This is a genomic window from Celeribacter baekdonensis, from assembly GCF_900102315.1.
Lineage (GTDB): Bacteria > Pseudomonadota > Alphaproteobacteria > Rhodobacterales > Rhodobacteraceae > Celeribacter > Celeribacter baekdonensis.
Window position 1 is genome coordinate 56,960 of the sequence record NZ_FNBL01000004.1, and the last position, 19,663, is coordinate 76,622.

20 protein-coding genes are annotated in these 19,663 nt (G+C 58.1%); 11 read left to right on the forward strand and 9 right to left on the reverse strand.

Translation table 11 applies throughout. The features are described 5' to 3' along the window. The 5 genes from BLT54_RS08785 to BLT54_RS08805 all read right to left on the reverse strand — a co-directional run bounded on the left by BLT54_RS08785 (position 1) and on the right by BLT54_RS08805 (position 3,486). A complete protein-coding gene (locus BLT54_RS08785) occupies positions 1–201 on the reverse strand; it encodes a Trm112 family protein (protein ID WP_074643740.1) in 201 nt (66 codons plus the stop codon). After that, on the reverse strand, positions 201–836 hold the full coding sequence (locus tag BLT54_RS08790) for an LON peptidase substrate-binding domain-containing protein (protein WP_074643742.1): 636 nt from the start codon (positions 834–836) through the stop codon (positions 201–203). Before BLT54_RS08790 ends, BLT54_RS08785 begins: the two co-directional genes overlap by 1 nt. Before the next feature lie 26 nt (positions 837–862). Next, a complete protein-coding gene (trxA, locus tag BLT54_RS08795; protein WP_074643745.1) occupies positions 863–1,780 on the reverse strand; it encodes a thioredoxin in 918 nt (305 codons plus the stop codon). A gap of 52 nt (positions 1,781–1,832) precedes the next feature. Further along, positions 1,833–2,621, reverse strand: coding sequence for an exodeoxyribonuclease III (locus BLT54_RS08800; RefSeq protein ID WP_074643746.1), 789 nt, complete (start codon positions 2,619–2,621; stop codon positions 1,833–1,835). A gap of 178 nt (positions 2,622–2,799) precedes the next feature. Next, on the reverse strand, positions 2,800–3,486 hold the full coding sequence (locus BLT54_RS08805; protein ID WP_009570577.1) for a response regulator transcription factor: 687 nt from the start codon (positions 3,484–3,486) through the stop codon (positions 2,800–2,802). 169 nt (positions 3,487–3,655) lie between these two features. Here BLT54_RS08805 and ribA point away from each other — a divergent pair, with 169 nt between their 5' ends. Then, on the forward strand, positions 3,656–4,744 hold the full coding sequence (gene ribA, locus BLT54_RS08810; RefSeq protein WP_074644426.1) for a GTP cyclohydrolase II: 1,089 nt from the start codon (positions 3,656–3,658) through the stop codon (positions 4,742–4,744). Next, positions 4,741–5,235 (forward strand): L,D-transpeptidase family protein, encoded by a 495-nt coding sequence (locus BLT54_RS08815; protein WP_083351767.1) that lies wholly within the window; start codon positions 4,741–4,743, stop codon positions 5,233–5,235. Before ribA ends, BLT54_RS08815 begins: the two co-directional genes overlap by 4 nt. Positions 5,236–5,268: 33 nt before the next feature. On the opposite strand, the gene BLT54_RS08820 is transcribed toward BLT54_RS08815, so the two are convergent. Next, the gene (locus BLT54_RS08820; protein WP_074643748.1) at positions 5,269–5,925 is read right to left on the reverse strand and encodes a YggS family pyridoxal phosphate-dependent enzyme; all 657 of its coding nucleotides are present in this window, start codon (positions 5,923–5,925) and stop codon (positions 5,269–5,271) included. A 219-nt stretch (positions 5,926–6,144) separates the two neighbouring features. Between BLT54_RS08820 and BLT54_RS08825 the strand changes: the two genes are divergently transcribed. From BLT54_RS08825 to BLT54_RS08850, 6 genes are all read left to right on the forward strand, one after another. Then, the gene (locus BLT54_RS08825; RefSeq protein WP_074643751.1) at positions 6,145–7,221 is read left to right on the forward strand and encodes a porin; all 1,077 of its coding nucleotides are present in this window, start codon (positions 6,145–6,147) and stop codon (positions 7,219–7,221) included. A 144-nt stretch (positions 7,222–7,365) separates the two neighbouring features. Further along, positions 7,366–7,935, forward strand: a complete 570-nt coding sequence (locus BLT54_RS08830; RefSeq protein WP_074643753.1) for a DUF3576 domain-containing protein — start codon at positions 7,366–7,368, stop codon at positions 7,933–7,935. Between the two features lie 134 nt (positions 7,936–8,069). After that, positions 8,070–10,631 carry a leucine--tRNA ligase gene (gene leuS, locus BLT54_RS08835; RefSeq protein ID WP_074643755.1) on the forward strand — a complete coding sequence of 854 codons (2,562 nt, stop codon included), beginning with the start codon at positions 8,070–8,072 and terminating at the stop codon, positions 10,629–10,631. After that, complete coding sequence (lptE, locus tag BLT54_RS08840; protein ID WP_074643757.1) at positions 10,618–11,115, forward strand: LPS assembly lipoprotein LptE; 498 nt, start codon at positions 10,618–10,620, stop codon at positions 11,113–11,115. The genes leuS and lptE overlap by 14 nt, the downstream gene beginning before the upstream one ends. Then, on the forward strand, positions 11,112–12,137 hold the full coding sequence (gene holA, locus BLT54_RS08845; protein WP_074643759.1) for a DNA polymerase III subunit delta: 1,026 nt from the start codon (positions 11,112–11,114) through the stop codon (positions 12,135–12,137). The genes lptE and holA overlap by 4 nt, the downstream gene beginning before the upstream one ends. A 72-nt stretch (positions 12,138–12,209) precedes the next feature. Continuing rightward, positions 12,210–13,208 carry an LLM class flavin-dependent oxidoreductase gene (locus tag BLT54_RS08850; protein WP_176832855.1) on the forward strand — a complete coding sequence of 333 codons (999 nt, stop codon included), beginning with the start codon at positions 12,210–12,212 and terminating at the stop codon, positions 13,206–13,208. Here the strand turns inward: BLT54_RS08850 and BLT54_RS08855 are convergent. Genes BLT54_RS08855 through BLT54_RS08865 form a run of 3 tightly spaced genes read right to left on the reverse strand, consistent with a single transcriptional unit; the run spans position 13,192 to position 15,730 of the window. After that, positions 13,192–14,367, reverse strand: a complete 1,176-nt coding sequence (locus tag BLT54_RS08855; RefSeq protein WP_074643762.1) for a TIGR03862 family flavoprotein — start codon at positions 14,365–14,367, stop codon at positions 13,192–13,194. The genes BLT54_RS08850 and BLT54_RS08855 overlap by 17 nt on opposite strands. After that, positions 14,364–14,978 carry an enoyl-CoA hydratase/isomerase family protein gene (locus BLT54_RS08860; protein WP_074643765.1) on the reverse strand — a complete coding sequence of 205 codons (615 nt, stop codon included), beginning with the start codon at positions 14,976–14,978 and terminating at the stop codon, positions 14,364–14,366. The genes BLT54_RS08855 and BLT54_RS08860 overlap by 4 nt, the downstream gene beginning before the upstream one ends. Next, on the reverse strand, positions 14,975–15,730 hold the full coding sequence (locus tag BLT54_RS08865; protein ID WP_176832856.1) for an SDR family oxidoreductase: 756 nt from the start codon (positions 15,728–15,730) through the stop codon (positions 14,975–14,977). The genes BLT54_RS08860 and BLT54_RS08865 overlap by 4 nt, the downstream gene beginning before the upstream one ends. 112 nt (positions 15,731–15,842) lie before the next feature. On the opposite strand from BLT54_RS08865, the gene BLT54_RS08870 reads away from it, so the two are divergent. From BLT54_RS08870 to BLT54_RS08880, 3 genes are all read left to right on the forward strand, one after another. Next, entirely contained in the window at positions 15,843–17,375 is a 1,533-nt protein-coding gene (locus tag BLT54_RS08870) for a hypothetical protein (protein ID WP_074643767.1), read from the forward strand. Between the two features lie 119 nt (positions 17,376–17,494). After that, positions 17,495–18,841: a TldD/PmbA family protein gene (locus tag BLT54_RS08875; protein WP_074643770.1), complete on the forward strand. Its 1,347-nt coding sequence runs from the start codon at positions 17,495–17,497 to the stop codon at positions 18,839–18,841. Then, positions 18,828–19,607, forward strand: coding sequence for a 3'(2'),5'-bisphosphate nucleotidase CysQ (locus BLT54_RS08880; RefSeq protein ID WP_074643772.1), 780 nt, complete (start codon positions 18,828–18,830; stop codon positions 19,605–19,607). Before BLT54_RS08875 ends, BLT54_RS08880 begins: the two co-directional genes overlap by 14 nt. Positions 19,608–19,663: the final 56 nt, after the last annotated feature.

The following is a 19,663-nucleotide window of genomic DNA, read 5'->3' on the forward strand; positions in this document are numbered from 1 at the left end:
TCAGCTGTCGATTTTACGCGCCTCTGAGACCAACATGATCGGGATGCCGTTGCGGATCGGATAGGCGAGGCCTGCAGTTTTGGAAATCAATTCCTGCGCTTCGGCATCATAGATCAGCGTCGCATGGGTCTGTGGACAGACAAGCGCCTCCAACATGCGGCGGTCAAACAGCGGCGTTTGCGGTTCGGATGGGGCACCCATTACATCATATCCTCGTTGTTGCCGCCTCTGAGAGCGAATTCGATCAATGTTATCAGAGTTTCGCGTCGGGTGGAAAGAGACGGCGCTTCCAAAAGCGCCTGTTTGTCCTCACAGCCAAAGGGGCACAGCATGGACAGGGAATTGATCAATAGCTCATCTTCAGCGCGCCCCAGATTTTCCCAATCGGTGCGCAAATCCTCTTCGTCAAAATACCGGCGCAGCAGGGAAATAAAATGCCGACGATCCAGACAAGGGTCATGTTCGGCAGGTCCAAGATCGGCGGCAAAATCCGTCCAATGGACATCGAATTTGCGGTAGGGCGAAAACCCGGTGCTCTCCTGTCCCAAACGAAAGCGCGAGATGCCGGACAGGGTGATCATGTAGCGACCATCTTCGGTTTCGGAAAACCCGGTGAGGCGGCCAGCGCAACCGATGGAATTGAGTTTGCCCTCCCCTGCCCCGCTGCGCGGCTGGATCATGCCGATCAACCGGGTCGGGGTTTTCATGCAATCTTCGATCATCTGCAAATACCGCGGCTCAAAGATATGCAGCGGCAACCGAGACCGGGGCAGCAAAAGCGCCCCGGTCAGCGGGAAAATCGCAATGGTTTTGGGAAGATCGGCGGCTGTTATCATGGCTCTAACTTAGAGCACCAAACCGATCAGGCAAATATGATCGAGGACAATTTACGACGCCCAGCCAAAACGATGGGATCGTTTGGTTTGAGGCTGTCGAAAACCTTGAACAATTGTTCCTTGATCGCGCCCTCATTCCAGTCACGATCCAATTTGAACGCGGCCAACAACGTATCGACAGATTCTTCAATTTGGCCATTGGCGTGCAAAGCAACAGCAAGGTCCAAACGCGCCTGCATATCCGTGGGATCGGCTTCGACTTTTGCGGTCAATTCGGCGACAGGTCCGGCATTTTCGGCCTCACGCGCCAGTGCGATTTGAGCATGGACACCCTCAATCACGGCGGTGTGGGCAAGCTCTGCGGGCATCCCGTTAAGCACCGCCTCGGCCTCATCAATCTCGCCTTTGGCGACATGGCATTTGGCGAGACCGGCGAAGGCGGCGGCGAGGTTTGGATCTTCTTCAAGGATGGCCGCGTAGGTTTGCGCCGCATCGTCGATCTCACCGAGATCAAACATCTCGTCAGCGGCAGCCACGGCATCGGCCAGCCCGCCATCTCCCGCAAGATCGGCGGTTTTCTTTACAAACTCAGCAACTTGCGACGGAGGCAGCGCGCCTTGAAAGCCATCAACCGGCTGACCTTTGAAAAAGGCATAGACGGTGGGAATGGATTGCACGCGCATCTGACCCGCGATCATTTGGTTTTCATCGACGTTGACTTTGGCCATTTTGACCTTGCCCCCGGCGGCATTCACAGCCGCTTCCAAAGCCGGACCAAGCGTTTTGCACGGACCGCACCAAGGCGCCCAAAAATCCACAATCACAGGAACCTCTTGCGAGGCGTCGATCACCTCGGCCATGAAATCGGCCTCTGTGACGTCTTTGACATAGGTGCCCGCATCCGGGGCGGTCGCGGTGGTGTTTGTTAGACCCAGGTCCATCAGTGGTCTCCCTTATCTGCTTGCTTGGCCCTATATGCGCTTTGTGTGCTGAAAATTAAAGGTCGAAGGTGGCGAATACGGGCGCATGATCCGATGGTTTGTCCCATCCCCGCGCGGCGCGCAGCACACGCGACCCATGCCCGGCGTTGGAAATATCCGACGTGGCCCAGACGTGATCCAAACGACGTCCCTTGTCGGCCTCGTCCCAATCTTTGGCGCGATAGGACCACCAGCTATACAAAAGGCCCTCGGGAATATCTTGGCGAGTGACGTCGACCCAATTACCAGACTCCTGCGTTTCGGCCAAATGTTCGACCTCGATCGGCGTGTGCGACACGATTTTCAACAGGTTCTTGTGGTTCCACACATCATCCTCACGCGGCGCGATGTTCAAATCGCCAACGAGAATGGATTTTTCCGGGCGACTGGCGTGAAACGCATCGCGCATCTCGGTCAGGTAATCGAGCTTTTGCCCAAATTTTTCGTTGATCTCACGGTCCGGCACATCGCCCCCGGCAGGCACATAGAAATTGTGGATCGTCACACCGGTTTCCAACCTGGCGGCAACATGACGAGCGTGACCCAAGCTGGCATAATCTTCGCCCCCCGCATCCACCAGCGGCAGCTTTGAGAGGATCGCAACACCGTTATAGCCTTTTTGTCCACGCGCGACCATGTGGGTGTAGCCAAGGGCGCGGAACTGATCCATCGGGATTTTATCGACCGGAGATTTGCATTCTTGAAGGCAAAGCACATCGGGCGCTTCCTCTTCGAGAAGCTTACAAACGATGGCTTCGCGCAGGCGGACGGAGTTGATGTTCCAAGTGGCAAGGGTAAAGGGCATATCGGGGTCCTCGTTAGGTTTGCCCAAAGCTAAAGCGCAGAACCGCCGGGCGCCACCCGAAAGACGTGCAAAAAGAGGCCCGACTGAGATCAGCCGGGCCTGAGGAAACGAGGGAGAGGGAACGCGCATCCGATCCCCGATGCGCAGGGGCTTAAGGTGGGGCTTTTGCTCCGCCGGGTCAGGACGCCAAGCGATAGCCACCGGATTCGGTCACCAACAGCCGCGCATTGGAAGGATCGGGTTCGATTTTCTGACGCAGCCGGTAAATATGGGTTTCCAACGTATGCGTGGTCACCCCGGCGTTATAACCCCAAACCTCATGCAACAGCACATCGCGGGCAACGACACCTTCGGTAGCCCGATAGAGGAATTTGAGAATATTGGTCTCTTTTTCCGTCAGGCGAATTTTCTTGTCATCTTCGGTAACAAGCATCTTTTGTGCCGGTTTGAACGTATATGGCCCAAGCTGGAACACAGCCGCCTCCGATTGTTCATGGGTGCGCAATTGGGCGCGGATGCGGGCCAAAAGCACCGGGAATTTGAACGGCTTGGTCACATAATCATTGGCCCCGGAATCAAGACCCAGAATGGTGTCGGCATCGGTGTCATGACCGGTGAGCATCAGGATCGGCGCTTTCACCCCGGATTTGCGCAGGCGTTTGCACAGCTCGCGCCCATCCGTGTCCGGCAGTCCAACATCCAACATGATAAGGTCATAATGCCCCTCCTTGGCGCGCTCCATGGCGGAGGCGCCACTGTCGGCTTCGAACACATCGAAATCTTCAGTCATGACAAGCTGTTCACTCAGCGCTTCGCGCAGATCGTCATCATCGTCAACAAGCAGAATCTTCTTGAGAGTGGCCATCACAGTGACCTCCTTTGTTTGTGTCTTGATTGTGATGTGCGCTCGCCGGTCCGCTTCGACAAGATTTGCAACACTGTGCTCACGCAAGCGTGTCAAATTCACCTGAAATGTTTCACTTTATGTCAAAGATCGCTACATGAAGGGTCTGAAATCACTCCGGATTGCCCCAATGAGCCTAGCGCCCTCCCTTGCCGAACGTGTCGCCCGCGCCCGCGCGGATTTGCGGATGGGCGTGCCTGTGGTCTTGCAAACCGCCACTGGTGCCGCGCTTGCCGTGGCCGCCGAAGGGGTCTCGGTTGCGCGGCTTGCGGATCTCGCCTCGCTGGGCACGGCGCATTTGGCGATCACCGCACGGCGGGCCGAAACATTAAATGCGCGCGCTTATGATGGTGATCTGGCGCGGCTGATCCTGCCAAAAGACGTGGATGTGACTTGGATCGAGGCGGTCGCAGACCCCGCCGATGACCTCACCCATCCGATGAAAGGTCCCTTTCAATCGGCGCGCGGCGGTGATGCAACGGCGGCGCGGGCCGCGATTGCTTTGGCCAAATCGGCGCGCCTCTTGCCCGCCGCGATCCTGGTCGAGGTCGAAAACGCCTTGGACCTCGCAGCACAAAATGGCCTGACGGTGATCCCGGTGGACCAAGCCATGCCGTTCATGGCCGACCTCGCGCCTTTGCATGACGTGGTTCATGCCCGCGTGCCACTGGTCGCCTCAGAGGCCGGTCGTGTGCATGTGTTTCGCCCCGATGATGGCGGCGAGGAACATTTTGCCGTCGAGATTGGCCGCCCGGATCGCGACCAACCCGTGTTGGCGCGGCTGCACTCGGCCTGTTTCACCGGCGATCTGTTTGGATCGCTCAAATGCGATTGCGGACCTCAGTTGAACACGGCCTTGGCGCAAATGGGCGAGGTCGGCGCGGGCGTGTTGCTTTATCTCAACCAAGAGGGCCGCGGCATTGGCCACGCCAACAAAATGCGTGCCTATTCGTTGCAGGATCAGGGGTTTGACACGGTACAGGCCAACCACCGGCTTGGTTTCGAGGATGATGAACGCGACTTCCGCATTGGTGCCGCGATCCTCAAAGAGATGGGATTTTCCACCGTTCGCCTTTTGACCAACAACCCTGCCAAGGTCGCGCGCATGGAAGAACAGGGGATCACAGTCTCCGAACGCGTACCGCTTATGGTGGGCAAAAACCGGTTCAACACCGCCTATCTGGCCACCAAGGCAAAAAAATCCGGGCATTTGCTATGACGATCACACCGCATGATCTTGTCGTCACCCGTTGGGGCGCGCGCTTCATGGGGCGGCGGTTTCCCTGCTCCATCGGCAAGGGCGGCATCGTTACGGACAAGCACGAAGGCGATGGCGGCACACCGATTGGCCCCCATGAGATCGCGGAACTCTATTATAGAGCGGACCGCGGACCTGCGCTGCGAGGCACCAAAATCCGCATCGGCGACCTGTGGTGCGACGCCTCGGATCACCCCCGCTACAATCATTTGGTGCGCGCACCGTTCAAAGCCAGCCACGAAAAAATGCGTCGGGGCGATCGTTTATATGATGTGGTTCTCACCACCAATTGGAATTGGCCAGAGGCAACCCCCGGCAAAGGTTCGGCGATTTTCATCCATCGCTGGCGCAAACCGCGCCATCCAACCGAGGGCTGCGTCGCCTTTCGCGCCGATCACCTCAGATGGATCGCAGAGCGGATCAGCCCCGCAACCCGGTTGATTGTCCGCTAAGCCTGCCTTCATTGCAGCCTAAATACTCAATAGTCAGACCTCATACGCCCGCTCGCCAAAGATCGCAGAGCCAACCCGCACATGCGTCGCCCCTTGGGCAATCGCGGTTTCGAAATCATTGGACATGCCCATGGACAGACCTTTGATCCCATTGCGCTTGGCGATTTTGGCCAGCAGAGCAAAGTTCAAAGACGGCTCCTCATCGGCGGGTGGAATGCACATCAGACCCTCGATCGACAGCCCCAGATCGCGACAGTCTTTGATAAACGCATCGGCCTCTTCGGGCAACACACCGGCCTTTTGCGGCTCGGCCCCTGTGTTGACCTGTATATAAAGGCGCGGACAAGCGCCGGTCTCATCCGCCAACCGCGCAATGGTTTTGGCCAATTTCGGGCGATCCAATGTGTGGATCACATCAAACAGCTCCATCGCTTGCCGCGCCTTGTTGGTTTGCAACGGACCGATCAGATGCAATTCCACACCGGCAAAACGTTCTTTAAAGCCGGGCCATTTGCCCGCCGCCTCCTGCACCTTGTTTTCACCAAAAACCCGATGCCCCTGTTCCAACACCGCGACGACTCGATCATCCGGCTGGACTTTCGACACAGCAATCAGACACACATCCTGCGGATTGCGGCCACAGCGCGTGGCTTCGTCGACGATCCGCTGTTTGATTTCGGCCAATCCCATATCTGTCCCCTTCGGCATAACCAACCACTCTCATTGGATTTCATAAGGCGGGTTTCACCCCCCATGCAACAGGTGTGTGGCGAAGTTGCATCATTTTTGGGAGAGCTTACCAACCAAGAGCGCGTTTGCTTGACCCAAAACCCATCTCGGCGCATTTCAATGCCCATGTGTCGGGTTAGCCGGCATGCCTGATACTCAAAAATTCCACGAGGGCAAAAAATGAAAAAGATTCTTCTCTCCTCCGCAGCGATCGCTCTGCTCGCAGGCGCCGCTTCCGCTGAAGTCACCTGGTCTGGCGACGCAGAACTCGGCTACAACGATGACTGGAACGACGGCGCATACTACGACGCTGGTCTCACTGTGAACCTCTCCCAAGAGCTGAACAACGGCTGGACCGCTTCTGCTTCGCTCGACATCGACCTTGAGAGCGACACCGACACCACCTACTCCATGGGCACTGTCGACTCCTCTGATTGGGTTTTGACCTTGTCCAACGACATGTTCGCCCTGTCCTTCGGCGACGTTGACACCGCATACGCGTCCTTCTCCGGCGTGTCCGCTCTGTACGACAACGACTTCTTCGCACCGTTCGACGAAGCTGCTGACTACGCAGGCACCACCGCTGGTATCCTTGTCACAGGTTCCTTCGGCATGGTTTCCGGCGCTCTGTCCTATGTCGTCGTTGACGATGGCGCAGGCGAAGGCACCAACGACGGTGATCTGGATGGCGCACAACTCTACCTCGGCGCAGAATTCGGCATGGTTGACGCTGGCCTGTTCTACGACGACGTTCTGGAAATGACCGTTGTGAACCTCGGCACCACCTTGGCTGGCGCAGAATTCAACTTCTCCGTCATGGATTACTTTAACGAAACCGGCTACGGCATTGACGTTTCCTACCCGGTTGGTCCGGTGACCCTCGGTGCATACTTCGCTTCCGTTGACTCTGAAGAAGCATACGGCGTGTCCGCTGAATACTCCGACGGCCCGATCACCGTTGCTGCATACTACAACGAAGAGTTCCTCGGCGAAGCTGAATACGCTCTCGAAGGCGCATATGACTTCGGTTCTGGTCTGGTTGTGACTGCTGGTTACATCGACGGTGACTCCGTGTCCGACAACGACTATGCATCTTACGTTGTTGCAGAATACGACCTCGGTGGCGGCGCATCCTTCCTCGCTTCTTATGCTGACGCAAACAACGCTGCTGCAGTTACCACTGACGACATCGACACCGGTCTCGGCGGCTACGAGCTGAAATCCGGCGCCACCTTGGCTCTGTCCTTCTCCTTCTAATTTCTTAGAAGTTTAGAAGATCAATTGAGGGCCGCCCTTCGGGGCGGCCCTTTCCTTTTGTCTCATCGCTTTTACACATTGAAGCCCTTGTTCCTTTTCCCGGCGAGCGATACGGTTGCCGCGATACCTAAGAGGGAGCCTTTGATGTTTCGCCGTACCTTTGTTTTGATCACCGCCTGTGCCGCAACTCTGACGCTTGCGGGCTGTGGCGGGTTTGACAGCTTTGGCTCTCTGGGTGGCAGCGCGGGCTCCATCGGGTCCGGTCCCTTTTCGGGCGGGCCGAAAGTGACCACCACGGATGAGGGCGACGTCATCGACACCAAATCCACAGGTCAGGCTGTCGAGATTCCCAACGGTGAGACCATTGTCATCGAACAATCCAAACGCCGCACCATCTTTGGCGGCGGGCGCGGGTCGGTTGAAGACAAAGTTCAGGTCAACAAATACATCTGGAACGCCGCTTTGGACGTCTTGTCCTTTTTGCCCGTGCAAGAGGCCGATCCGTTCACCGGCGTGATCATCACCGGCTATGGCACCCCTCCGGGTGGCGGACGCGCTTACCGTGCGGTGATCCATGTCACCGACCCGGCGCTTGACGCGCGCACGCTAAACATTTCGCTTTACACCAAAGGCGGCGCGGTTAGCCAAGAAACCATTCACGCCGTCGAAGACGCCATTCTGACCCGCGCGCGTCAGTTGCGCTCTGGCAAATGACAGACAATCCATGTTGCAGGTCCATGTGATTTGATCGCCTCTGGACCCCAAGCCACCAACGTTTTATGACGTTTGCGACCACGCCGGGCCTCTGAATGGCTCGGCGTTTGACTGACCATCCAAAGGACACCCGCATGAGCCGCTACGCGCCAAGTGAGATCGAACCGAAATGGCAACAGGCCTGGGATGAGGCCGAGGTGTTTCTCGCCACGCGCGATGAGACCCGGCCGAAATACTATGTGCTTGAGATGTTCCCCTACCCATCGGGGCGCATTCACATCGGTCATGTGCGCAATTACACGATGGGCGATGTTGTGGCGCGTTACAAATCCTCGACCGGGCACAATGTGTTGCACCCGATGGGGTTTGACGCTTTTGGGATGCCGGCGGAAAACGCCGCGATGGCGTCAGGCGGGCATCCGAAAACATGGACCTACGCCAATATCGACACGATGGTCGATCAGATGAAGCCGCTGGGCCTCTCAATCGACTGGACCCGGATGTTTGCCACCTGTGACCCGGAATATTACGGCCAACAACAGGCGATGTTCATCGACATGCTGGCCAAAGGCTTGGTCTATCGCAAGAACGCCGTGGTCAATTGGGACCCGGTGGATATGACGGTTTTGGCGAACGAGCAGGTCGAAGACGGGCGCGGTTGGCGGTCTGGTGCGCTGGTCGAGCGGCGCGAATTGACCCAATGGTTCTTTAAAATCTCCGATTATTCCGAAGACCTGTTGCAGGCGATTGATCATCTGGATCAGTGGCCGGACAAGGTCAAAACCATGCAGAAAAACTGGATCGGCAAATCGCGCGGGCTGCAATTTGCCTTTTCCTTGGTGGATGGCCCGGACAATCATGACCGGATCGAGGTTTACACCACTCGCCCCGACACGTTGCTGGGCGCGTCCTTCGTGGGCATCTCCGCCGATCATCCGCTGGCGAAACATCTCTCCGACAGCAATCCAGAGATCGCCGCGTTTTGCGAAGAATGCCGCAAAGGCGGCACCACCGAAGAGGCGATTGAAACGGCTGAGAAGCTTGGTTTTAACACCGGCCTCACTGTGCGCCATCCCTTTGATACCTCGGTGGAATTGCCGGTCTATATCGCCAACTTCATCTTGATGGATTACGGTACGGGCGCGATTTTTGGCTGTCCGGCGCATGACCAGCGCGACTTTGAATTCGCCACCAAATACAACCTGCCGATCCATTATGTGTTTGAACCGATCAAAGGCGCGTTGAACACCTCAGAGGCCTACACGCCGCTGAAAACCGACACCGTGCGCTACACGCGCGGCTTTGCGGGTGATGAGGTTCAAACCGGCGACGAGGGCGTGAACTCGGCCATCGCGTTTTGTGAATCCAATGGCGTGGGCCACGGCGTCACCAAATATCGCCTGCGTGATTGGGGCCTGTCGCGACAGCGCTATTGGGGCTGTCCGATCCCTGTGGTGCATTGCGAAACCTGCGGCGTTGTGCCGGAGAAAAAAGAGAACCTGCCGATTGAGCTGCCCGACGATGTCACCTTTGACAAACCGGGCAATCCGCTGGATCGTCATCCGACATGGCGCAACTGTGCCTGTCCGAAATGCGGTGCCGATGCGTTGCGCGAAACCGACACGATGGACACGTTTGTCGACAGTTCTTGGTATTACGCCCGCTTCACCGCGCCGCGCGCCACCACGCCAACCGTGACCGAGGATGCGGAGTATTGGATGAATGTCGATCAATATATCGGCGGCATTGAACATGCGATTTTGCACCTGCTCTATTCGCGCTTTTTCGCCCGCGCGATGAACGAAACCGGACATTTGCCGGACAAGTCCCGCGAACCGTTCAACGCGCTGTTCACCCAAGGTATGGTGACCCACGCGATCTACGAGAATGCCGAACGCAAAGGCGCGCATGATCGTACGATCTATCACTACCCCGAAGAGGTCGAAGAGCGCGACGGCGGCGTGTTTGTCAAAGAGACAGGCGAGCGGGTCAACGTGATCCCTTCCGCCAAAATGTCAAAATCGAAAAACAACGTGGTCGATCCGGTTGAGATCATCAAACAATACGGGGCCGACACGGCGCGTTGGTTTGTGTTGTCCGATTCACCTCCCGAACGCGATGTCGAATGGACCGCATCAGGGGCGGAAGCGTCGTCCAAACACCTCGCACGGGTCTATCGTTTGGTGGCGGAATTGGGTGAAACCCCGGAACAGGGCCAAGACGACGAGGACCTGATCCGGAGCGCGCATAAGGCCATGTTGGAGGTCACCCAAGGCATCGAGTCCTTTGGCTTTAACGCCTCGATCGCCAAACTCTATGGTTTCACCAACACCATCGCCAAATCCAAAGCCGGACGTGAGGCGAAACGCTTTGCGCTGAAAACCCTGGCCCAACTCATGTCTCCCATGACACCGCATGTGTCCGAGGAAATGTGGGCGCTTTTGGGTGGCGATGGCTTGGTGACCAAGGCCCCTTGGCCGATCCCCGATGAGGCGATGTTGGTCGAGGACAACGTGACCCTTCCGATCCAGATCAACGGCAAACGGCGTGACGAAATCACCGTTCCGAAGGAGATGCCGAAAGAAGAGGTTGAAAAGCTGGTCTTGGAAAACGATGCTGTGAAAAAGGCGCTCAATGGTGGGTCGCCGAAGAAACTCATCGTTGTTCCGGGCCGCATCGTCAATGTCGTTGTTTGATCGCCGCACTTTCCTGATCTTTGCCATCGCCTCTTTGGGGGCGGTGGCCGGATGTGGGTTTACCCCCGCCTATGCGCCGGGCGGGACCGCGGCTGCGCTGCGCGGTCATGTCGATGTGGACGCCCCATCGGATCGCGAAAGCTATGCTCTGGCCAATCGGCTCAGCACCGTATTTGGCCCGACAACCACGCCGCTTTATCGGTTGAGCTATGACATCTCGACCACCGAACATGCCATTGGCCTGACCCGCGATCAGGAAATCACCCGCTATCACATTGAAGGCAAAGTCAGCTTCACTCTGACCGAGATCCAAACCGAGCGCATCTTGACCAAAAGCGACGTTTCCAGCTTCACCGCCTATTCCGCTACCGGCTCGACCGTTGATGCGATCACCGCCCCCCGCGATGCTTATGAGCGGTTGATGGTGATCTTGGCGGATCAAATGGTCAGCAAACTCATCACCACCGTTGAGATGCAAAAATGAAACTCTCGCCCCGCGATGCGATTGGATATTTTGCCAAGCCCGACCCGAAAAAGGCCGGGCTTTTGCTCTATGGACCGGACGCGATGCGGATCGCGCTGCGTCGACAAGAGGTGATTGAAGCGCTGATTGGCCCACAAGGCGAAGAGGAAATGCGCCTGACCCGGATGTCCGGGGCGGAGATGCGCAAAGACAAAGCCATGCTCATGGACGCAATGAAGGCACAGGGGTTTTTCCCCGGTCCCCGTGTCGCCTTTGTCGAGGACGCAACCGACCAAGTGGCCGATGCGATGAAAGAGGCGCTGTTTGATTGGCGCGAAGGCGATGCGCAGGTGATTGTCACCGCCGGGAGCCTGAAAGCGACCTCGAAACTGCGCAAATTGTTTGAAAGCCATCCAAGCGCCTATTGCGTCGCAATTTACGCCGACCCTCCGTCGCGCGCAGAGATCGAAGCGACGTTGAAAAAGGCAGGCGTGCAAGACATTTCCCGCGAGGCGATGGTGGACATCGAGGCCTTGTCGCGTAGCATCGACCCCGGAGATTTCCGTCAAACGCTTGAGAAACTGTCGCTTTATAAACTTAGTGACCCCTCGCCCGTGTCCAGCGAAGATGTGCAAAATTGCGCCCCCGCAACCTCCGAGGCGGAGGTGGATGATGTTTTGAATATCGTCGCCGAAGGGCGTACTGCCGAGCTTGGCCCGTTGATGATCAAGATCGAGGGGCAGGGCATTGACCCGGTCGCGCTGTCCATTTTCACCATGCGCCATTTTCGCGCGCTTCATGCGGCGGCGTCTGACCCCGGCGGTGCGGCCTCCGGCATTGCCCGCGCCCGTCCGCCGATTTTTGGCCCACGTCGCGACCGTATGACCCGGCAGGCACAGGGCTGGGGTGTCTATAAACTTGAGACCGCCTTGGGTATTTTGACCGATACCGATCTGACCCTGCGCTCGTCTTCGCGCGCACCGACCATGGCGGTGATGGAGCGGGCCTTGATCCGTCTTGCCATGCTGGCGCAACGGCGGTGAGCGAAATCGGTCAGGCTGCGGCGCTTGGAACCAGCTCTGACATGCCCCACATGCTGAGGAAAGGAGCCGCACATGATCCCCTATTCCCTTCTCGACCTCGCCCCCGTGCCCGATGGCACACCCACCTCTGATGCGTTGAAAAACAGTGTCGATCTGGCACAACATGCCGAAGGCTGGGGCTACAATCGCTATTGGTTGGCCGAACACCACAACATGCCGGGGATCGCCTCTGCGGCGACGGCAGTGGTGATTGGCCATATCGCCAACGCCACCAAAACCATGCGAATCGGCTCTGGTGGGATCATGTTGCCGAACCACGCGCCCTTGCAGGTGGCGGAGGCCTTTGGCACGTTACAGGCACTTTATGGCGATCGGATTGATCTGGGCCTTGGGCGCGCGCCGGGCACGGATATGCCAACGGCACGGGCGCTACGGCGCAACCTGACGCCCGGACATGCCAATGGCGAAACCTTCCCGCAGGATGTTCAGGAGGTGATCGCCTATCTCGGAGATATGCCGGAGACCGCGGCGGTGCGCGCCTTTCCGGGCACGGGCACCCATGTGCCAGTTTGGATGCTGGGCTCGTCGACCTATGGCGCCGAATTGGCCGCCATTTTGGGCCTGCCCTATGCCTTTGCTTCGCATTTTGCCCCGGCGGCGCTGGAACAGGCGATTGAGATTTATCGCGGGATGTTTCAACCCTCCGAGCATCTCGAAAAACCGCATTTCATGTTGGCAACCAATGTGTTTGCCGCTGACACGGCAGAGGACGCGCTGTTTATCCGCTCGTCGATGATGCAGACTTTCGCCAATCTGCGCATGGGCAAACCGGGCAAATTGCCCCGCCCGGTCAAAGACGTGGCAAGCGTCGTGCCGCGTCAGTTTTTGCCACAGCTTGAGGCAATTTTTGCCGTTTCCGCCACCGGAACGAAACCGATGGTGCGGGATCAATTGGCCGCGATGATCGCGCGATACGAGCCAGATGAAATCATCATCGCGGGCAATATTCACGATCACTCGGCACGACTCAAATCCTTTGAGATCGCCGCCGAGGTTATGAAAGAGCTTTGATCGCGCCCTGTCCGGCCAGTCGTCCGGTGGCAAGACACGCAGTCAAAAGATAGCCGCCCGTCGGCGCATCCCAATCCAACATCTCGCCCGCGAAAAACAAGTCCGGGCGGGGCTTGGCGGCGAGGTCATCGGAAAGACTGTCAAAGCACACGCCGCCTGCAGTGGAAATCGCCTCGTCCATCGGGCGAAGACGAATATCCGTGATCTCAAGATGTTTGAGAGCCGCATAAAGATCGGTGGGTTTTGGCCCGGCGCATTCCAGCATCAAAGCGATCTTTTCCGGCGGGAGACGGAAGGCGCGTTTGAGGAATGTGGTGAGGGTTTCTTTTGATTTACGCTGGATCAGGGTCTGTTTTACCCGCTCTTCCGACCAGTCCGGTAAGAGATCAATCCGCAAAGGCGCGCCCGCGCGCAATCCGCGCGTGACCGCATAAACACCGCCACCCTCAATCCCACGCGCCGAAATCACACATTCACCGCGCGTCGAATACGCCCCCGAGGTCAGGCACACGCCTTTGAGTGGTGCGCCAAAATGGCGGGTCATATGCGGGCTCCAATCGCGCAATATCCCGACATTGGAAGCCATGAAAGGCGCCAGTGCGACATAGGGAGACACAAGGTCCAGCCACGCCCCATTCGACCCTAATCTGGCCCAACTCGCCCCACCAAGCGCCAAAACGACGGTTTTCGCATTGACCTGTACCGGGCCTTCCGGGGTGTCAAAGCACACCGCATCGCCGAGGGCGGTCATACGCCAGTTTCGACGCAGATCAACGCCCTGCGCGTCCAGCCGCGACAGCCATGCACGCAACAGAGGCGAAGCCTTCATCACCTTCGGGAACACCCGACCCGAGGAGCCGGTGAACATCTCTTGGCCAAGCCCCTCGGCCCATGTGATCACTTGCTTGGGGCCGAACTCCATCAACGCCTCGCGCAGCGTGTCGGGGATGGGATCATAGGCGGCGAGGAACGGCGCGCGTGGTTCGTTTTTGGTCAGGTTCAGACCCGATTTCCCCGCCATGAGAAATTTACGCGCCGGAGACGGTTTGGCCTCCGCCACGATCACGGAAAAACCCGCCGCAGAGATCACCTCTGCGGCCATCAGCCCCGCCGGGCCAGCGCCCACAATCAGCGCGTCGATTTGGGTGTGCGCCGTCACGCGGGGATCAAACCTTTGATACCTGCGATATGATCAGAACTGGCGGCCAGCGCCGCCTCAGAAAGGGCGACGATGGCCTCCACTTGATCGGCGGCGGGGATCAAACGATCCACAAGCCCCCAAGACAGCGCCTCCTCAGAGGTGATTTTTTGCCCGGCCATCAGGATCATTTTGGCCCGTGCAGGACCAATCAAATTGGCCAACCGTTTTGGATCGGACGGTTGCGGCAAAAAGCCCAGCTTCATCACCGGGTAAAAGAATTTCGCCGCCGGGTCCGCAATCCGCATGTCACAGGCCAAAGCCATCCCAAAAGCCCCGCCCGCCAGCGTACCGTTCAACGCGGCAATGGTGAGACAGGGCAGCGCGGCGATGCGGCCAGACAGCTCTTCCCACAACGGCGAGGTGGCGAGACCCGCACGCGCCTCGTCCAAATCGGCCCCGGCAGAAAACACTTTGCCCGCGCCGGTGAGGACCAAAACCTTGGCGCCCCCCTCAGCCTCATCGGCAATGTCAATCAGACGTGACAACATCTCAGAAGTGAGGGAATTGGCCTTTTCAGGCCGGTTTAGGGTCACAACCCAAAACGCGCCATCTTGTTTCAGGTCTATCATGTGATCAATCCCAATATGCGGCGAAACGCGTCATCGCGCAGGCTCAGTTCCTGTCCCAAATGAAGATCCGCCTCTGGTCCGCACATCCAAAGCAGAGCACGCGCAGGCCAATCAGCGGGGATATGGACCGACCAGTCAAGTTGGCTGACCGGGTTTACACCAGAGGCTTTAATGTCCCGCTGCATTTGGGTTGCAACGGTGCCGGGCGACAGACCCATGGCGCGAATACCATGGCCGCGTTCTTCGTGATCGAGCATGGATGTGAGCATGGCCGCCCCGGCTTTGGAGGTGCAATACGCGCTCCAGGCCTCGACCGGATTATGGGCCGCCCCCGACGAGATGGTCAGAACCGTCCCGCCACCACGCTCCACCATCAACGGGACAACACGGCGCATCATGTGAAACACGCCTTTGACATTGATGTCGATCACCTGTCCCCAGGCAATCGGATCGGCCTCACTCAGATGCGAGATCGGGTCAATCACACCCGCGTTGTTGATCAGAATATCGACGGGACCGAGAGTGGTTCCGACCTTGCTCAACGCAGCATCAACATCCTCATAGGACGCGACATCGCAAGGCACGGCGAGAGCCGCCTCTCCGATCTCATCCGCGATGCGACAAATGTCGGTCTCTGAGCGTGCGAGCAGGGCAACTTTCGCGCCTGCATCGGCAAAAAGCCGCGCGGTGGCTTCGCCGATGCCACGGCTGGCGCCTGTCACAAGCGCGATTTTTCCGGTTAAATCCAACATGACCTGCTCTCCTATGTTCGCGGGTGACTTTAGGGGGCTGATGCGCAAGGTTCCAGTCTTGACCCAGCCGACAAATCACGAAACTGTGCGCGCATCTGTTAGGAGTCTTCTGATGCGTTTCACACTTTTTGCAACTTTTCTCAGCTCGACCTGTTTGATTGGGGTCCCAGCATTTGCCGATGTCACACCCGAAGAGGTGTGGGAGAATTATCAATCCATGATGGCCGCAATGGGCATGGACATCACCGCCGAAGAAAGCCGCGAGGGCGACACTTTGGTTGTGCGCAACATGGTGTATGGCATGGACATCCCCAACCCGGCAGGCCCCATAACATCGACCTCAACCGTTCCTGAAATTCGCTTTGAGGCCCTGTCGGGCGGCAAGGTTGGCATCGAATACGCTGCGCCGATCACCTCGATCAGCCGTGTCCCCGCCAACCCGGTGTTGGACACGCCCGGCTATGAGACCCGCGTCGACACGACCTTAGGCGGCGTCACCGAGGTGTCGGGCGTGAAAGACGACATGCGCTATACGATGGACGGCGGCTCCATGACGATGAAAGGCGCGCCTTCGATTGTAGAAGGCGTTACCATCCAACCCGGCGTTGACATGTCGATCGAAGGGATCGTTGGCAGCTACACCGTACTGCGCGATGGCGATGCTTTGTCTTCGGATATGGACTTTACCGCGACCCGGATGACCTATGGGTTTGAGCCGTTCGAAACCGATGGCACGACAGTCGAAATGGCCACCAGCGCAACCGATTTGCGCGGTTCTGGCACGATGTCCTTGTCCGGTGAAAAAGGTGCGGATGCGTTTGCAACTTTGATCGGCGGATCGTCCATGGACATTGATCTGTCCTCCGGCGCGAGCACGGCATTGATGCGGGTGTCCGGCGATGAGGCGGGTGGTGACATGGAGCTGACATCGACCAGTGGGCCGACCACATTGAACTTTACTTTAGTAGGCGGTGCGGCTGGCTATAAGATCAATGCAAAAGACATGTTGGTGTCCGTTGCCGGCGCACAAATCCCCGGTCAGCAGGTTCAATTTGGCCTTGCGTCCATGACAGCCGGGGTTTTATTTCCGTTCAAAGCCGCAGATGCGCCGCAGCCCTATGAGCTTGAAATTGGGCTTGAGGAGCTGGCATTGCCGGACCTTGCATGGATGATCGCGGACCCGACCAACCAATTGCCGCATGATCCGGCGACGCTGAAACTGCATTTTGCGGGCACTTTGACCAACAAAATGGATTTGTTTGACCTCAAGGCCCTCGAAAACATAGGGCCAGACAGCCCCCCGCGTATGGCGGTCAACACCGTTGAAATCCCTGAGATTTTCCTCTCGCTCGCGGGGGCCACGATTGCGGGCTCCGGGGCTGGAAAGTTTCTGGATAAAGAACCCGCCATGCCCGGTGGCATGCCGCCTTTTGCAGGTACGATGTCGCTGAACCTCAAAGGGGTGCCAGACCTGATCAATAAGCTCACAGCCTCGGGGATTTTGCCGCAAGAAGAATCCACGATGGCGCAGATGATGCTTGGCATGTTCACCCTTCCGGGCGACGAAGAGGGTGAATTGGTCTCTGATCTTGAGATGACGGAAGACGGTGCGATCTTGGCCAACGGTCAACCCTTGCCGTTCTGAGTTATCTTTGGCGACGCATTCTTTGGGCCGCTTGCGCTTTGGGTGCGGGCGGCCTAACTCATGACATAGACGACAGACCCGCGCGCCAAAACAAACGCAGGGACAGCAAAGGAACTCCCATGGCCCAAGACCTTTCCGATCTGACGCAGGCGCTTTTACAGGCGGCCAAAGCCGCGGGCGCAGACGCCGCTGATGCGATGGCGATTGATGGCACGTCGGTGTCGATCAATGTCCGGCAAGGTGCACTTGAACATGCGGAACGATCTGAGGGTGTGGACATTGGCCTCAGGGTGTTGATCGGGCGGCGTCAGGCCAGTGTGTCGGCCTCTGATACGCGCCCTGAGACGCTTGTGACCATGGCAGAACGGGCGGTCAAAATGGCCCGCCTCGCCCCCGAAGACCCCACCGCAGGCCTGGCCGATCCGTCGCAAATCACCGACCTTACCGATGCCTCCGCATTGGAGTTTTATGATCCGTCTGACGAGCCAAACCCCGAACAATTGAAAGACGATGCCCTGCGCGCCGAAGCCGCAGCGCTGGCGGTTAAAGGCATTTCACAGGTCGATGCAGCCGCCGCAGCCTACGGCAAGCGACGCATCCATATGGCCGCAACGAACGGGTTTAGCGGTGGATATAGCCGCACGGATCGGATGATTTCCTGTGTCGCCATTGCCGGGACAGGCACAGGAATGGAGCGCGATTATTGCGGCGAGGGGCGGATTTTTGGCGCGGATCTGCCCAGCCCCGAAGAGATCGGGCGGATTGCGGCAGAGCGCACTTTGGATCGGATGGGACCACGCAAACCGAAAACCGGTGCCTACCCCGTACTCTATGACGAACGCGTTGCCGCCTCCCTGATCGGGCATCTTTTGTCCGCAATCAATGGAAGCTCGGTGGCGCGTGGCTCAAGCTGGCTGCGTGATGCAATGGGCGAATGTGTCTTGCCGCCCTCGCTCTCGGTGATCGAAGACCCACACCGGGCGCGCACCTCGGCCTCGCGCCTGTTTGATGCCGAAGGCTTGGCCACACAAAAGCGCGCCTTGGTGGAAAACGGACGCTTGGCGTCTTGGATTTTGGACTTGGCGACTGCACGCAAACTGGGCTTGGAGAGCACCGGCAACGCGGCACGCGGCGTGTCCTCAGTCCCGTCACCATCGCCCTCCAACATCGCCCTGACCCAAGGCAGCCAAAGCCGCGAAGACCTGATCCGCGACATGGGCACCGGACTTTTGGTCACCAATATGATCGGCTCCTCGATCAATCCCACAACAGGCGATTATTCGCGCGGGGCCAGTGGGTTTTGGGTTGAGAATGGCGAGATCGCTTATCCGGTCAACGAATGCACCATCGCCGGAAACCTGCGCGAGATGTTGGGCACATTGATCCCGGCCAATGACGCGCGTCTGCATCTGAGCCGCGTCGTCCCCTCGCTTTTGGTGGAAGGGATGACACTTGCTGGCGATTGACGACCTTGAACTTTTGATCGAGGCGGCGCGCAATGCGGGAGAGATCGCCCGACCCTATTGGAAAGCCAACCCGGAGGTTTGGGACAAGGGCGACGGGCAAGGTCCGGTGACCGAGGCCGATTTGGCCGTGGACCGGATGTTGCACGAATATCTTTTGTCTGAGCGCCCCGACTACGGCTGGTTGTCCGAGGAAACGGTGGACACCACGTCAGAGCGCCTTGGCAAGGCCCGCGTCTTTATCGTCGATCCGATTGATGGCACCCGCAGTTTCATCCATGGCGACGACAATTGGGCACATTCTTTGGCGATTGCCGAAGAGGGAGAGGTGATCGCCGCAGCGGTCTATTTGCCGCTGCGCGACCGTCTTTTTACCGCGATCAAAGGCGATGGCGCTTGGCTTAATGACGAACCGCTGCGCACGGGCCAGCGTTGTGATCTGGACGGCGCGCGGGTTTTGGCCACGGGGCAACACCTCAGCGACGAACACTGGATCGGCGGCGCGCCGAAGTTTGTTCACAAATTCCGGCCCTCCTTGGCCTATCGCCTCTCCTTGGTGGCGCAGGGTCGGTATGATGCGATGTTTTCGCTCAGAGGCACATGGGAATGGGACGTGGCGGCGGGCAGTTTGATCGTGTCCGAGGCTGGTGGGCAGGTCACCGACCAGCGCGGCAAAACACCCCTGTTCAATCAGTCTACGCCGAAACTCGATGGGATTGTGGCGGGCTGTCCGGCCTTGGCCAATGGCATTCTTTCCCGGCTGAAATAGACCCAAACTTGGCTTAAAGCGGTTCGCGATAAACGTGACTCACGCGTTTGTCCCGA